General features: G+C 43.9%; 13 protein-coding genes and 1 other RNA gene. 8 read left to right on the forward strand and 6 right to left on the reverse strand.

From position 1 onward, the window contains the following. Positions 1-38: 38 nt before the first annotated feature. The gene (gene tamL / locus CPIN_RS08405; protein WP_012789346.1) at positions 39-2,471 is read right to left on the reverse strand and encodes a translocation and assembly module lipoprotein TamL; all 2,433 of its coding nucleotides are present in this window, start codon (positions 2,469-2,471) and stop codon (positions 39-41) included. Between the two features lie 110 nt (positions 2,472-2,581). On the opposite strand from tamL, the gene CPIN_RS08410 reads away from it, so the two are divergent. Then, the gene (locus CPIN_RS08410) at positions 2,582-3,328 is read left to right on the forward strand and encodes a TrmH family RNA methyltransferase (RefSeq protein WP_012789347.1); all 747 of its coding nucleotides are present in this window, start codon (positions 2,582-2,584) and stop codon (positions 3,326-3,328) included. Between the two features lie 187 nt (positions 3,329-3,515). Here CPIN_RS08410 and CPIN_RS08415 read toward each other — a convergent pair whose 3' ends face one another. After that, the gene (locus tag CPIN_RS08415) at positions 3,516-4,748 is read right to left on the reverse strand and encodes an ABC transporter permease (RefSeq protein ID WP_012789348.1); all 1,233 of its coding nucleotides are present in this window, start codon (positions 4,746-4,748) and stop codon (positions 3,516-3,518) included. Between the two features lie 149 nt (positions 4,749-4,897). On the opposite strand from CPIN_RS08415, the gene CPIN_RS08420 reads away from it, so the two are divergent. Then, on the forward strand, positions 4,898-6,190 hold the full coding sequence (locus tag CPIN_RS08420) for a type IX secretion system plug protein (protein ID WP_012789349.1): 1,293 nt from the start codon (positions 4,898-4,900) through the stop codon (positions 6,188-6,190). Between the two features lie 127 nt (positions 6,191-6,317). Here the strand turns inward: CPIN_RS08420 and CPIN_RS08425 are convergent, their stop codons facing one another. From CPIN_RS08425 to ffs, 3 genes are all read right to left on the reverse strand, one after another. Beyond that, positions 6,318-7,634, reverse strand: coding sequence for an NAD(P)/FAD-dependent oxidoreductase (locus CPIN_RS08425; protein WP_012789350.1), 1,317 nt, complete (start codon positions 7,632-7,634; stop codon positions 6,318-6,320). A gap of 247 nt (positions 7,635-7,881) precedes the next feature. After that, entirely contained in the window at positions 7,882-8,532 is a 651-nt protein-coding gene (gene fsa / locus CPIN_RS08430; RefSeq protein ID WP_012789351.1) for a fructose-6-phosphate aldolase, read from the reverse strand. 238 nt (positions 8,533-8,770) lie between these two features. After that, positions 8,771-8,870: signal recognition particle sRNA small type (ffs, locus tag CPIN_RS37405), an RNA gene on the reverse strand. 252 nt (positions 8,871-9,122) lie between these two features. Here ffs and CPIN_RS08435 point away from each other — a divergent pair. Both CPIN_RS08435 and CPIN_RS36440 read left to right on the forward strand, forming a co-directional pair. Beyond that, positions 9,123-9,572, forward strand: coding sequence for a DUF5684 domain-containing protein (locus tag CPIN_RS08435; protein ID WP_012789352.1), 450 nt, complete (start codon positions 9,123-9,125; stop codon positions 9,570-9,572). 93 nt (positions 9,573-9,665) lie between these two features. Continuing rightward, complete coding sequence (locus tag CPIN_RS36440; RefSeq protein WP_012789353.1) at positions 9,666-10,136, forward strand: RDD family protein; 471 nt, start codon at positions 9,666-9,668, stop codon at positions 10,134-10,136. Here the strand turns inward: CPIN_RS36440 and CPIN_RS08445 are convergent, their stop codons facing one another. Further along, the gene (locus tag CPIN_RS08445) at positions 10,137-10,862 is read right to left on the reverse strand and encodes an RDD family protein (protein ID WP_012789354.1); all 726 of its coding nucleotides are present in this window, start codon (positions 10,860-10,862) and stop codon (positions 10,137-10,139) included. It abuts the gene before it with no gap. A 229-nt stretch (positions 10,863-11,091) separates the two neighbouring features. Between CPIN_RS08445 and CPIN_RS08450 the strand changes: the two genes are divergently transcribed. Genes CPIN_RS08450 through CPIN_RS08465 form a run of 4 tightly spaced genes read left to right on the forward strand, consistent with a single transcriptional unit; the run spans position 11,092 to position 15,150 of the window. Further along, a complete protein-coding gene (locus CPIN_RS08450; RefSeq protein ID WP_012789355.1) occupies positions 11,092-12,075 on the forward strand; it encodes a stage II sporulation protein M in 984 nt (327 codons plus the stop codon). Next, positions 12,072-12,932, forward strand: coding sequence for a hypothetical protein (locus tag CPIN_RS08455; RefSeq protein ID WP_012789356.1), 861 nt, complete (start codon positions 12,072-12,074; stop codon positions 12,930-12,932). Before CPIN_RS08450 ends, CPIN_RS08455 begins: the two co-directional genes overlap by 4 nt. Then, entirely contained in the window at positions 12,929-14,170 is a 1,242-nt protein-coding gene (locus CPIN_RS08460) for a DUF4350 domain-containing protein (protein ID WP_012789357.1), read from the forward strand. Before CPIN_RS08455 ends, CPIN_RS08460 begins: the two co-directional genes overlap by 4 nt. Further along, complete coding sequence (locus CPIN_RS08465; RefSeq protein ID WP_012789358.1) at positions 14,170-15,150, forward strand: AAA family ATPase; 981 nt, start codon at positions 14,170-14,172, stop codon at positions 15,148-15,150. Before CPIN_RS08460 ends, CPIN_RS08465 begins: the two co-directional genes overlap by 1 nt. Positions 15,151-15,152 lie beyond the last annotated feature (2 nt).

Genomic DNA, 15,152 nt, shown 5'->3' on the forward strand with positions numbered 1-15,152 from the left:
CGTCTGATCAGGCTTTTTCTATTGAAAAAAGAAAATGATCAGAAGGGATAACCGATCGCAATGTTCCAGATAATGTTATTCCTGCGCCACTCTGCATTACCCAGTTGCCATTCTCCCAGGTACCAGCCGCTCTTGTTGCCTTTGAAATAAGGTACTTTAACAGGCACACCCCAGTCAAGCCTGATCAGGAAGAAGGAGAAATCCAGTCTCAAACCGGCGCCGGTACCCACCGCCAGATCTCTGTAGAGGTTTTGTAATCTGAATTCACCACCGGGACGGGTGGTATCTTTCTTCAGCATCCAGATATTACCTATATCCAGGAAAGTAGCGCCTTTCAGGTTAATGCTGCCATCAAAAAGACGTAACAGGTCAAAACGGTATTCAATATTAGCTTCCAGCTTCATATCACCCGTCTGATCAGGGAATGTACTGGCTGTTAACGAACTGTCTTTAAATACACCAGGACCCAGCGTACGCAGTCGCCACGCACGGATACTGTTAGGACCGCCGGCTGTAAACTGACGGATATAAGGCATTACATCCGATTTGCCATAAGGAATGCCCACACCGCCATAAGCACGGGTGGCAAGTACGGTGTGGCTGGTCAGTGACCAGTAATGTCTGTAATCCGCTTCCAGTTTGAGGAAGTTCGCGATCGGCATATTGGTCATCGTCTCCAGGTCATTCCCGTTGCTGGCTACAGCACCCCACAAACTGTTGATACCGTTCAGCCATGCGCCGGACTCTTCTACGTTTGCACGGAAGTAAGAGTAATGATTCTTATGCAGTGCATCGTTATTGCTGTAGATGTAAGTGACGTTTTCTCCGCCGATAAATGCCGGTTCAAAACTACGTTTCAGATAAGGGTTCAGGTTCACCACTGTTTCCCGGAATACCTCATTCAGGTTTACACCTACATAGTTCAGGGAGATAGGTTTTACGATCCAGCGTTTATAAGGAGAAGCATTCCACTCATAACCAAAGGATGCATTTACGTTGGAAATGTAAAACTTCGAAGAACGGGTAAGATAGTCAACCCCCGCTGTGAGTCGGGTTCTTACTGCCGAACGTGTACCCTGCGCAATATGGAAAGGTGTGATAAACCTTGGGAATATCAGACTGACCTGTCCGCCGATCTCCTGTGATTGCAGCATCCAGGTACCTTGTGAACGGATCAGTTCAATACCTGTATTCAGACTCACATTTAACTGTGTGGCGGAGTGGCCGATATTCAGGTGTTTATAGTTCAAACTGATACCACTACCCACAAGATAGTCCGAGCTCGTACTGACCTCAAAGTTGGCCCCTATTTCCTGGCGGCGTTTTGGCGTCAGGTAAATGTAGGTATTGAGTGTATTGGGCGTATCCTTTCTTTCGCGGTATTGCAGCGTTACAAACTGCCATGCACCCAGGTCATACAACCTGTTGATCGCATCATTGGTACGTTGCTGAGAGAACATATCACCGCTTTTTAACAGGATGGACCTGTATAAAACGGAGGGTTTCAGAATATTCTGGCGGAAGCGGATCGTCAGTTCTTTCCGCTGTGTGGTTTTGAAAATAGAGTCTGCATTATTACCATACACCGGGTAATCAGGATAGGCAATGATGCTGTCCAGTACATATTGCTGATAACGGATAGAGGAATCTTCCGGATGCCAGATACGTACGGAAATATCCATTTTAGGTCTGTCCTGTCCTTTACGTTCATTGTACACGTTCACGATACCCTCAAATGGATTCATGAGGTTTCTGAACAGGCTTTTATGAAGGGTATCTATCTCAAATTCAATAGCGTCGCGGTCAAATTTATAGTAACCACCGTTACGTATCACACGCATCAGTCGCTCTCTTTCACTACCCAGTATTTCCTGTTTATAAGGCACGCCGGTTTTGATCAGCGACAGCTTTTCGTTGTCTTTTACGATTTTCAGCAGATTGGTATCCGGTATTTCGTAATAGATCTTATTGATCACGAAGTTTTTGCCGGTATTTACCTTGTAGGTCACGCTGACTTTCTGCCTTTTGATGGATTCCACGCGATCGATGGTGGCATAGAAATAACCCTGATTATTCAGGTAGCTGACCATGCGTTTGATCGATTCTTTTGTTTTAGTAGAATCATAGATCACAGGATCTTCCAGGTTGCGGGGAGACAACATCAGGTTCCAGAACCAGTTGGATTTTTTCTCGTTGTGTTTCTGGTTATAGAGCCACACTTTAAAACGGGTACCGACAAAGAGTGTGTTCGGCTGTTGCAGCATCAGCTGTTTGGAGTAAAGAGAACTACGGATATCCTGTTTGTCAATGGAAGAGGCTTCCCCTTTGACGTCTACATCCGCATCGATATATAAGAGCTGATTTTTCTGCAGGTATTTTGTATTGGAACATCCAGCCAGCGCGAGTGAAATCATCAGGATGATTGAATAGTTCAGGTAAATAAAAAGGGAACTATGTGGCCGCTGCTGCATCAGAGTCAATACAATTATTAATAGTTAGAAGCTTTGTTTTCAGTTTATTTCCATAGAGACCAGATCCGGGTGGCTTTGCCGATTAAAAGAATTCATGTAGGTTTGGCTCTATGTTGTCGAAGGCGCAAATTAAGTATATTCAATCATTACAGCATAAAAAATACCGTCAAAAATCCAGCCAGTTCATGGCAGAGGGCGATAAGATCGTTCCTGAGCTGCTACAGGAGGGCGTTCCGGTAAAAGAAGTATATGCAACTTCAGCCTGGATCGCTGCTCACAGGGCGTTACTGGATCGTACGAAAGACGTGAATGTAACGGAAGTAGACGAAAATGTCTTAAGACAGCTGTCTGCACTCACTACGCCTAATCAGGCGATTGCCCTGCTGGATATCCCCGGATCGGCTGCTATAGCCCCCGGATCACTGAAAGGTACGGTATCGCTGGCACTGGAAACGATCCAGGATCCCGGTAACCTGGGGACTATCATTCGTATAGCCGACTGGTTCGGTATCCGTCAGATCATTTGTACGCCTGACTGTGTAGATGCCTATAATCCTAAAACCATCCAGGCCACGATGGGAAGTATTGCCCGTGTAAAGATACTGGAGAGCGATATCAGTACCCTGATCAAAGAAGCTGGTGTGCCATCCTATGCAGCCACACTGCATGGGCGTGATATTACTGAATTTTCGAAGCTGGAAGAGGGGATTATCCTGATTGGAAATGAGTCCCGCGGACTCAGTGAGGCGGTGATAAGTGCCAGCACCCATAAAATTACGATTCCCCGGCTGGGCGGTGCGGAGTCACTGAATGCAGGTGTGGCAGCAGGCATTATCTGTGGCAGATTACTGATATAAACCTATTTTTTCATAGCAAAAAAGGCGGCTGATCCTTAAAAGATCAGCCGCCTTTTTATATCCGGTTTGATGCCGTTTAGGTATTTGTTATCCTACGTTCATCCTACGTTCATGAACGTAAGATGAACGTAGGATAACAAATATCTAAGCCTTATCTAAACAAAGATCTGCCATCCGGAAAAGAGCTTTATTTGAACTGAATGGCTTTTACAGGGGTAATTCTCCGGATCACCCGTGAAGGTATAATAAGTACCAGCAGGCATATCAGCAGTGTACCTGCATCAATCGCCAAAACTTCCCACCAGTGCAGGGATATTGCGGCTACTGACATATAATAGGATTCTTCCGGTAGTTTAAAGAAACCGGTCGTTTGTTGCAGGACAGCAATGCCTATACCCAGGATATTACCCAGGATAATACCCGCCAGCACAATATAACCCGCCTGATAAATAAAGATTTTCTGAATATTGAAGCTGCGCATTCCCAATGCCTTTACAATACCGATCATATTTGTGCGCTCAAGTATCAGTATGAGGATGGCGGTGATCATGTTAATCACTGCTACGATAGACATGATCACGAGGATGATAATTTCATTTTTATTCTGCAAACGTAGCCAGGCGAAGATATTAGGGTAGATTTCCTCAATGGAACGCATGAATAAGGTTTCCGGAATCACATCATATGCCTTGGTGGCAATCTGCTGGATGTTACGGTAATCATTTGTGAATATCTCATATCCGGCAATACTGCCTGGTTTCCAGTCATTCAGCTTGCGTATCAGTTCCAGGTCGCCCAGAATGTACGTTTTATCGTATTCTTCAATCCCTGTTTTAAAAATGCCGCCTACTATCAGTTTACGTGCCCTTGGCGGCTGACCTGCCCCCTGGATGAAGTAAACAATCAGCGGATCATTGAGTTTCAGCTTTAATTCTTTCGCCAGGCTCACAGAGATCATAACTTCGGGTGCATAGCTACTGTCATTATACCGGATAGCGTGACCTTCCTGCAGGAATTGCTGCAAATGGTTCCAGTCGTAATGACGGTCCACACCTTTGAAAATAACGCCTTCCAGGTCCTTTTCCGCTTTCACAATCGCAGATTTGGTAGCATATGCGTTGACCGTGGTGATGCCTTTGATATTTTTCAACTTTTCCACAATGGAGCTGTCACCTATAAAAGGGACCTGCTCTGTCAGCGGCCCTGCATTAGGCTGATACTGGGTAATGTGGATATGTCCCCAGAAACTGAATATTTTCTGCTGGATTACCTGCTGAAAACCGTTTACCAGTGCCACCGCCAGTATCATGACCGCCACGCTGATAGCAGTAGCCACCACTGCTATGTTGATGATAAACCTCGAAAAGGAAGAGGACCGGTTAAATGCGATCCGTCTGGCGACAAATAGAGATAAACGCATGCGACAAATGTATTGAATATAATCCTAAACAGTTCTATTGCCCCCTCGCACAAAGGGAACCGTTGCTACCCGCATCATACGAAAGAACAGGACCATCGCGTTGTACAAGTTGAAAAAATAGTACCTTAATGCTTACTTGAAATGCGATTATGAAGTTAAAATCCCTCTTCTGTATATCTGTAATGTGTTTGCTGGTGTACATGCTGCCTGTAGCGGCGCAGGAAAATACCATTGGGCCTGACCACGTATACTATAATAATATTCAGTCGGTTAAACTGAATCAGGCCGGCGACCAGCTGAGTTATCCTATTATTACGCTGAATGGCGATGAAAAACTGGAGCTCAGCTTTGATGACCTGGACAATGATGTAAAGAACTACTTCTATACATTCGTTTTATGCAATGCTGACTGGACGCCTGCACAGATCACACAGGTAGAATACCTGCGCGGTTTCTCAGAAAACAGGATACAGGATTATCGCTTTTCCAGTATTGCTTTACAGAAATATACACACTGGACGGTACAAATTCCCAATCAGAACTGTTATCCTACAAGATCAGGTAACTATCTTTTAAAAGTGTATATGGACAGTGATACCAGTCAGCTGGCATTCACCCGTCGTATGCTGGTGGTTGGTAATAAGGCCGGCGTAAGCGGTTTTATTCAGCAGCCGGTTACACCAAAGATTTTCCGTACTCACCAGAAGATTAATTTCTCTGTAAATATGGGCGGTCTGAATGTGGTGAATCCTTTCGATCAGATGAAAGTCGTGATCCTGCAAAATTACCGTTGGGATAATGCGATTAAGTTTCCTCGTCCGCTGTTCATCAAGGGAAATATACTTGAATATAACTGGGAAGTGGATTGTGTGATGCCTGCCGGCAAAGAGTGGCGCTGGATAGATCTGCGGAGCTTTCGTTTACAAACGGAACGTGTGAGAAATACAGAGTACGCGAAAGATCATACAGATATTTTTGCGATGCCGGATTTTGAAAGAGGAGGGAAGATGTATCAGTTTATCAAAGACATCAATGGCCTGTATTATCTGGCTACGCTGGATGATTACAATCCTTTCTTTGAAGGGGATTATGCGACTGTACATTTCTCTTACCCGGTACCAGAACCATATGCAGGCTATAACATGTACATATTGGGAGAGCTGACCAACTATGAGTGTAATGATAATACACGGCTGGTATTCAATCCTGCTACTAAAGCATATGAAGGTTCGTTGTTCCTGAAACAGGGTTTTTATAACTACGTATATGCGTTAGTGGATAATACTATTGCCGGCAGTAAAGCTGATACAAAACTCACGGAAGGCGACTGGTGGGAAACAGAGAACAATTATACGATTCTCGTGTACTATCGTGCATTAGGTGGTCGTGCAGATGAACTGGTGACGACTACCACACTGAATTCTATATTAAGCCGTAAATAAATCATTATCAACAGCAATAAAAATACGAAGGCCAGTCGGTATACACCAACTGGCCTTTGTATTTTATTGCTTCAATCAGGAAATCCTCACTTCAGAAACTACCTCGTCAATTCCTAATTCCTAATTTCTAGTTGACCGTCTGGCGCAACTTCACAATATTTGCCGCTCCACGTTTAATAATAATACGTGTACCACGATCAAATGTAAAGTAACGGTAGAACCAGTTACTGAATACCACGAGCTTATTCCTGAAGCCTAAAAGGCTCATCAGGTGCACGGCCATCCATACCATCCAGGCCATAAATCCGCTCAGTTTCATTCCTGCGAATTCAGCTACGGCGTGGTTACGACCGATAGTCGCCATGCTACCAAGATCCTTGTATTTAAAAGGTTTCGGGCTCCGTCCGGAAGATTTGATGGTTTTCAGCAGGTTCTCAGCAAGGTTCGCACCCTGCTGAATAGCTACCTGAGCCACCATCGGATAACCTCTCGGGAATTTAGGATCATTCACCATCTGGGCGATATCGCCGATGGCATAGATATTCTGTGTACCATTTACCAGGTTGAATTCATTGACCTGGATACGGCCGTTTGGCAGAATAACTTCTGCCGGAATACCTGCTACAGGAACGCCTTTTACGCCTGCAGCCCACAGCAGAGACTGTGTACTGAGGGTTTCGCCATTGCTTAATACCAGTGTTTTACCATCGTATTCTTTTACAACGGCATTGCACAGTACGTTTACGCCCAGTTTCTGTAAGCTTTCCAGTGATTTCTGAGAAGAGTGTTCACTCATACCGTTCAGAATACGGTTACTACCTTCAATGAGATAGATATTCATGAGAGATACCGGCAGTTCCGGATAATCTTTCGGCATGATATATTTGCGTAATTCAGCGAATGCGCCAGCCAGCTCAACGCCGGTAGGACCGCCACCCACCATGACGAAGCTCAGTTTTGCCTTGATCTGTGCTTCATCTTTCAGCAGCAGACTTTCTTCAAACTGTTTGATCACATAGTTACGGATCTGTACCGCCTCTATGAGAGATTTCATACCGATCGCATGTTCTTCAATCACCTTATTGCCAAAGAAGTTGGTATTACTACCAGTGGCAAATATGAGGTAATCGTATTTCAGTTCGCCGATACCTGTTTCCAGTATGTTTTCCGCCGGACGTACACCAGTTACTTCCGCCATTCTGAAAATGAAATTGGATTGGTTTTTAAAGATACCGCGCAGGGGGAATGCAATACTATCAGTTTCAAGACCGGCTGTAGATACCTGGTAGAGGAGAGGTTGGAAAAGGTGATAGTTATTCCTGTCGAGCATTACTACCTGAACAGGGGCGTGTTTGAGTTTTTTAGCGAGGTTGATACCACCAAAGCCACCACCAACAATTACTACACGAGGTTGACCAGTTTCCGGAATATTCGGTTGAATCATAATACAATCATTTAGCAGTCAGAGAAATAAATCAAAAATGATCGTGTTGTTCTCTTTGCAACACTATGTATTCAAACGCCGGAAGTTATAAATGCATATCAAATTTACAATACTTTCAGAAAAGAATGAAAGTTTATTGTGAAAGAGATAAAGAATGTGCAAAAATAGGGAGGAAAAGAGGATTTCGGGGCAAAAAAAATCCCCGATGCATGGCGTGCACCGGGGAGTATACCATCTAAAAGTACGATTACATTTTTTTCGCGTCTTCCAGGAATTTGGCAAGACCGATGTCGGTCAGCGGGTGTTTGAGCAGACCCAGGATTGAATCCAGCGGGCAGGTACAAACATCAGCACCAACTTCAGCACATTTGATGATGTGCAGTGGAGTACGGATAGAAGCCGCCAGGATTTCGGTTTTGAAGCCCTGCAGGCTATAGATCTGAGCGATCTGGGCGATCAGGTCAACGCCATCCCAGTTGCTGTCATCGATACGACCGATGAACGGAGATACAAAGCTGGCGCCTGCTTTAGCAGCCAGGATAGCCTGACCAGCAGAGAATACCAGTGTACAGTTTGTTTTGATACCGTTGTCAGTGAACCATTTCAGCGCTTTCACACCGTCTCTGATCATTGGCACTTTCACCACGATGTTCGGGTGGATAGCCGCCAGTTTCTTACCTTCTTCGATGATTGAATTGAAGTCGGTGGACAGTACTTCTGCACTGATAGGACCATCTACCAGCTCGCAAATTGTTTCATAATGCTTGAGGATGTTAGCTTCTCCTTTGATGCCTTCTTTAGCCATCAGGGAAGGGTTGGTGGTAACACCGTCAAGAACGCCAAGGTCGTTTGCTTCTTTTATCTGTGCAAGGTTTGCAGTATCTATGAAGAATTTCATTGTGAAATGATTTAGTCCTTTTTAAATAAAATTGCCGGTACAATAGTACGCAACAAATAATACATAATCAACAGTATTCAACTATTCATCTTTTAATGAATACAGAAACCGGACAATCACGCGAAATAAACAGTTGGAAAGCATTGGGCAGATTCTCTGGTCATCGTATTATAAAGAGAGTTAAATAGTGTCTGAATGATCGATAGACGCCTGATGACCTGGAATAAAAAAGAAAAAAAAACGGCAAGTTACTTACATCGCACCGCTACAACCACCTACCCTTGCTACATTCCTGTCCTGGGGGAGTTCAGTAGGAGCTGGTCGTATAAGACTTGCCGGGTGCAAATGTACACCATTTGAAATAACTAACAAATATTATTCAGGGAAATTTTAGTTTTTTTCAAAAAAAGTAAATAAAAATGTGATTAACTGTGATCAATTCTGTAATTTATGATGTTATAAAAGCTATATAATGTGATTGTTGGCCCCTGTTGAGCTCCATTTTCCGGGAAAAGTTATCTGTTATCGAAAAACTATGGGACATTCTAATTGTTTTACATACCTCAATTTTTCACCTAAACCTTTTAATTATGCAAGACTATTCGTCGTATGATTCTTCCGGAGGCATACTTGCCGGAGTTTCTGCTGTATTTATTTTAATTTGGTTGGCCTTTGTCGTATTTTACATCTACTGTAGCTGGAGAATATTCGAGAAAGCAGGTAAACCGGGGTGGGCAAGTATCGTCCCGATATATAGCACTATCGTCATGCTGGAGATTATCGGCAAGCCCTGGTGGTATATATTTATGTTCTTAATTCCTATTTATGGATGGTTCATTTTGCCGATCATGCTTACGCATGAGTTCAGCAAAAGCTTTGGAAAGGATATCGGGTTTACACTTGGTCTTCTTTTTCTGAGCCCCATCTTTATTCCTATCATGGCGTTCAGCAGTGATATACGATATATCGGTCCGGGAGGTCGCCCTTCAGGCTCGTCCCTGGATAATCAGATAGGAAGTATCGGTACGCCGGCCGTCTGAAAACTTTTTGCCATAATTAGTTACCTGCCGGTTGTGATTCAAAAGCAACCGGCAGTTTTTTTTAAGCGTTGTTCATTAATTTTTACTTTCTATATGCAAAACCGATTTGGAGACAATATCCCTGAAAAAGGACTGATAGAAGATCTGCACGCTATTCAGTATACAAGGAAGGCTGAAAAGACCCAGCGCTTCGTGAATTATGTAGTGGATTATATCATTGCGATCTCTCTTGGCGTGATGTTTTCACTGGGAGTAGTGCTGATTATAACAGCGTTAAGTGATGCTAAATTTGACGAATCCGGTGGTCTTGTGTTCTTGTTTTACTTTACGATGGGAACGGGTTTTGTGGCCTATTATACAGGCTTTGAGTATGGTAACGGGGGCCGTACTATCGGTAAAATGATCACGGCTACCTATGCGGTGCGTACAGATGGAAGTCCGCTGACTTTACAGGATGCATTCCTGCGTTCATTATCCCGTCTTGTACCTTTTATGCGATTTTCAGGATTTGCGGATACACCCTGGCATGACCAATGGACCAATACCATGGTGATCAAGAGATAATTACCGCGTGGTATAGTAGTTATAATCGTTTAAGATTGTTTCGAGAAATTCTCCCGGCATCATGTCCGTCTGAATCTCCAATACATCTCTTACCCGGTAAGCGACGCGTGCTGTCAGCTCGGGATTGTTGGATTTGACTGCCTGGTCCATCAGGTTTTTGATCTTATTCATATCTCTGTCTGACAGCCGCAGAATCTGGGGAAAACGGGGTGTATAATCTACTGCCGACATATCCCTGAAGATCGTACCGCTCAGACTGGCCTTGGTTTTCGTACTTACGACAATCGTTCCTGCGACTACATCTCCCAGTCGTTGATAATAAGGAGACCTTAACATAGCGATCAGTGGGATAAGTCCGTTGATAATGATATAGGGGGTTTCGATGATCCGGAATAACCAGCGGATCAGGTGTTGGCTCATACTGGGTTGTCCACCCTGCATATTCCTGACCCTGATATTCATCAGCAGCTTACCAGGCGTTTGTCCGTTCATAATGATTTCCAGCACAGGGAAGTAGCAGACCATTGGCAGAACGCCGAGGAAGAAATAAATAACATAGCTGGCTACTTCTCCTAATTGCAGGTTATTGACAGTGTAGCCTAATACAGTAATATACAGGACCTTAATAAACCCATCGATCAGCCAGCCCATCAGTCGCTGGAAAATATTAGCTGTTTCAAACTCCAGATCTATATTGAAGGAAGTAGGTATTTTTATATTGGCCATGTATAAATTTAGTGATTAATCGATAAGTTTGTAAGCAGTCTGTTCCACACAGATAACAGACTAATCTAGCTACATTTTCTTAATATAAAATTAATCGGCATATTTTTTTGTATATCTAAATGAATATCCGACTGATGAGCAGAATGTCGCACAGTGACTTCCGGTAAACAGGCATTGCAGACTTTGGATTTATGGCCCTGCACCATGATGACGGACTAACAGATAGCCCATGCGTGAATCAACCTTTATAAAAAAAAACCTCCAGCGCTGGAAAAAGTACCAGGATCAACCTGCGGAAGATCCGGATGAAATGGCAGAGCGCTTTACAAGCCTCCTGGATGATCTGGCGTATGCCAAAACCTTTTATAGTTTCAGTAAAGTAACGAGCTATATAAACAGTCTGGCAGCCACTATTTATCACAGCATCTACGGTAATCGTAAAGAACAGGATGGCAGATTCCGCAATTTCTTTAAATATGAACTGCCGCTGCTGTTTCGGAAATATCACGGCTTGTTCCTTTTTACATTCTTATTCTTCCTGCTCTTCTTTATCATTGGTGCCTTTTCTGCTGCGCATGATGAAACATTCGTTCGTGGTATAATGGGTGATGAATACGTGAGTATGACAGAGCAGAATATCAATAACGGGGATCCTTTTGGTGTCTATAAACAGGAGAACGAACTCGTTATGTTTTTACGGATTGCACTGAATAATATCACGGTGGCGATGAGGACTTTCATAGGAGGTATCTTCTTTGGCATTGGCACACTCTGGTACATGGTGGATACCGGTGTAATGGTAGGATCCTTTCAATATTATTTCTTTGCCAAAGGACTGGGTTTTAAATCTGTACTGGTCATATGGATTCATGGTACCCTGGAAATATCGGCGATTGTTATCGCTGGTTGTGCCGGTCTGGTATTAATCAGCGGATTTATATTTCCCGGTACAAGAAAGCGGCTGGATGCGCTGAAGAAAACAGCCCGTGATGGTATTAAGATCATGATCACACTAGTACCTATATTCACAGTGGCGGCGTTTCTGGAAGGCTTTGTTACCCGGCATACTGCCATGCCTTTATCCGCCAGCATCAGTATCCTGGTGATATCACTGACATTTATTATTGGTTATTTTATTGTTTACCCGATCTACCTGCACAAAAAGGGATATAAGCTCGGTCCGAAAGCAAATATTATAAAGCCGGTGAAATGAGGAAAATACGTGTTTATTATATCCTGATAATATTGATCCTGCCATTATATGCAAACGCACAGCAATCTGTACCGGCTGAGAAATGGGATTCTATGGTAGCAGCAGATATGGAGCAGACGGTTACACAAAAAGAAGCGGACGAGGTAGCCGATGATTCGGCACTGGCAGCCACAACGGATAAAGTTGTGCAGGAACATTACCTGTGGGACCAGGTCGCGCCGGTCATCGCAGATACAATAGAAACTTATGCGGATTATCCGCTTGTTGTACGTAGCGTACCGGATACGATGATGAAAGTGCTGCAAAAGGATAAAAAGCTGCAATACACACTTAAAAAGAAAGAGCCGCCTCGCCGCAGCGCTGGCTGGGATAGCTTTCTGAACGCTGTTTTTAACTTCATCCGGGCCATACACAAACTGATCATTGTGGTTGTCGTGGCCTTTTTGGGCTGGTTGCTCTTTCTTTATCTTAAACAGAATGGTTATCTGTTTAAGAAAACGGCACAGGAGGCAGGGAATGAGGTAAAACTGACAGAAGAAGAACTGGATGTTGAAACCTATCAGCAGCAGATAGAAGAAGCGATCGCTGCCGCCAGATTCAGACAGGCCGTAAGACTGCTTTATTTGCAAACACTACGTGTACTGATCGATAAAGAAGTGGTTACCTTTAGCAGGGAGAAAACAAATGCCGCTTATCTGCGTAGTATGTTGTCAACACCGTGGTATAAGAAATTTGCCGTGCTGACATTGAATTATGAATACATCTGGTACGGAGAAACTCCGGTGAATGGTCAGCAGTTTGGTGATCTGCACAAAGAGTTCCGTCAATTTATGAACGAATTAGGCTATACCCGGTGAAATCAAAAACAGTAGCAATAGTAGTTATCATCGTTTTCGTCCTGATTTTTCTGGGCCTGTTGATCTTTTCAGCAGGAGGGGGAACGATTGATAATAAAAATATCGACGAACAGGAGCTGGCGCGTCAGAGTTTTTCCCATAAGGACAAGCGGCCAGGGGGATGTTATGCCATGTTTAAAGCAATGTCAGAATTGTTTTATTATGAGATCAAACCACAGGTCGTTACGAAACCATTCACACGTACTTATACAAAAGATGCTACGCTGTCCTCAACAGATTATAATCTGTATGTACTGGTAGCAGATGTTTTATACACGTCTCCGGAAGATGCCGCTAATATGATAAAATTCGCGGCCGCCGGTAATCAGTTGTTTATTGCAGTGAACAAACCCGACAGTATACTGCTGGATCTCCTGCATCTCCACGTAGATGATGAAGGATTTTTCCAGTCTATGACAAATGCAGACCAGCGTTATGTGAATAAAAACCTGGCGCCTGATACCGCCTTTTCACGCAAAGGTATCAGGGGTGGCAGCTATATCACCGGCATGGATTCCAGCGCTACTACTATCCTGGGAACAGATGCCTTTAACCGGCCGAATTTTGTGAAAATAAACGTAAGCGAAGGCGCGGTATTTGTCCTGTTACAACCATCTACACTGACGAACTATTTTCTGATGCATGACCGTAACATGGTATCGCTGGAAAGTCAGTTGTCTTATACCAATCATTACATGGATCATGTATACTGGGATGAATTTTACAAATACCAGTATGCCCGTCAATCATCCGATTTCAGTGAATGGCAGGTGCTGATGCGCTATCCTGCTATGAGATGGGCGCTGTGGCTGGGAGTGGGCTTATTACTGCTCTATATCATATTTGAAAGTAAACGCAGACAGCGGATCGTTCCCGAAAGACCTCCACTGGAGAATAACTCACTGGAGTTTGTGGATGCGCTGGGGCAGCTTTATTATCAGCAGCATGATAACCGTAACCTGGTACAAAAGATCATTCTGCAATGGCAGGAGTTTATACGTACCCGTTATTATCTGAATACAAATAACATGGATCATGCATTTGCAGATGCGTTGTCGCGCAAGGCGGCTATGCCGGTGGAGCATGTAAAAGAAATATTGCATGATATACAACACATGCGGGACACAATGACTGTGTCAGATGATTTTCTGCAACAGTTCTATAAGAAAATACAGGCGTTTTATATAAATACGAAATAATGGAAGAAACTACATTCCAGCATCGCACGGACTTTACAGCACTGCATGAAGCAGTAAATGCGATCCGTCAACAGATAGGAAAAGTAATTGTTGGTCAGCATGAAATGATTGACCTTTTAATAGCGGGCCTGCTTACGCATGGTCACGTACTGATAGAGGGTGTACCAGGTGTGGCAAAAACACTGACTGCCAAATTACTGGCGCGTTGCATTGATGCAGACTTTTCCAGGTTGCAGTTTACACCGGATATCATGCCGGCCGACGTGGTGGGTACATCTGTATTCAATCCTGAAAAAAGAGAGTTTGAATATAAACGCGGACCGGTATTCGGTAACCTGGTGCTGATAGATGAGATCAACCGTGCACCTGCAAAAACACAGGCGGCATTGTTTGAAGTGATGGAAGAAAGACAGATCACCAACGATGGTATTACACATCCGCTGCCGGCGCCTTTTATGGTAGTTGCTACGCAGAACCCGATTGAGCAGGAAGGTACTTATCGTTTACCTGAAGCACAGCTGGACCGCTTTCTGTTTAAAATAGAAGTGAAATATCCTTCACTGACAGAAGAGGTAGCCATGCTGCAGGCCATGCATCAGTACAATGGTCTTTCAGATCTTACCCAACTGATACAAAGGGTAGTGACAGCTACACAGATCATCGAGTATCAGGCACTGGTACGTAAAGTACATATCGAAGATAAACTGTTACACTTCATAGCTGCATTGATACACGAAACACGTAATAATGCTTCTTTGTATCTCGGTGCTTCTCCGCGTGCATCACTGGCAGTGATGAATTGTGCGAAGGCGACTGCTGCTATGACAGGCCGTGATTTTGTAACACCTGACGATATCGTGAATATGCTGCCGCATGTATTGCGTCATCGTATCGTACTGACGCCTGAACGTGAAATGGAAGGTATTACAACTGATGAAGTGATTGCGCAGATCGTGAAAGCAGTGGAAGTACCAAGGTAAAC

The organism is Chitinophaga pinensis DSM 2588 (genome assembly GCF_000024005.1).
Taxonomy (GTDB): domain Bacteria; phylum Bacteroidota; class Bacteroidia; order Chitinophagales; family Chitinophagaceae; genus Chitinophaga; species Chitinophaga pinensis.

Excerpts from the sequence above, each read along its gene's own strand:
- CPIN_RS08435 (WP_012789352.1), top strand. The coding sequence starts at position 9,123 with ATGCAAGACTATTCGTCGTATGATTCTTCCGGAGGCATACTTGCCGGA.
- tamL (WP_012789346.1), bottom strand. The coding sequence starts at position 2,471 with ATGCAGCAGCGGCCACATAGTTCCCTTTTTATTTACCTGAACTATTCA.
- CPIN_RS08450 (WP_012789355.1), top strand. The coding sequence starts at position 11,092 with ATGCGTGAATCAACCTTTATAAAAAAAAACCTCCAGCGCTGGAAAAAG.
- fsa (WP_012789351.1), bottom strand. The coding sequence starts at position 8,532 with ATGAAATTCTTCATAGATACTGCAAACCTTGCACAGATAAAAGAAGCA.
- CPIN_RS08465 (WP_012789358.1), top strand. The coding sequence starts at position 14,170 with ATGGAAGAAACTACATTCCAGCATCGCACGGACTTTACAGCACTGCAT.
- CPIN_RS36440 (WP_012789353.1), top strand. The coding sequence starts at position 9,666 with ATGCAAAACCGATTTGGAGACAATATCCCTGAAAAAGGACTGATAGAA.
- CPIN_RS08425 (WP_012789350.1), bottom strand. The coding sequence starts at position 7,634 with ATGATTCAACCGAATATTCCGGAAACTGGTCAACCTCGTGTAGTAATT.
- CPIN_RS08420 (WP_012789349.1), top strand. The coding sequence starts at position 4,898 with ATGAAGTTAAAATCCCTCTTCTGTATATCTGTAATGTGTTTGCTGGTG.
- CPIN_RS08455 (WP_012789356.1), top strand. The coding sequence starts at position 12,072 with ATGAGGAAAATACGTGTTTATTATATCCTGATAATATTGATCCTGCCA.
- CPIN_RS08445 (WP_012789354.1), bottom strand. The coding sequence starts at position 10,862 with ATGGCCAATATAAAAATACCTACTTCCTTCAATATAGATCTGGAGTTT.
- CPIN_RS08415 (WP_012789348.1), bottom strand. The coding sequence starts at position 4,748 with ATGCGTTTATCTCTATTTGTCGCCAGACGGATCGCATTTAACCGGTCC.
- CPIN_RS08410 (WP_012789347.1), top strand. The coding sequence starts at position 2,582 with ATGTTGTCGAAGGCGCAAATTAAGTATATTCAATCATTACAGCATAAA.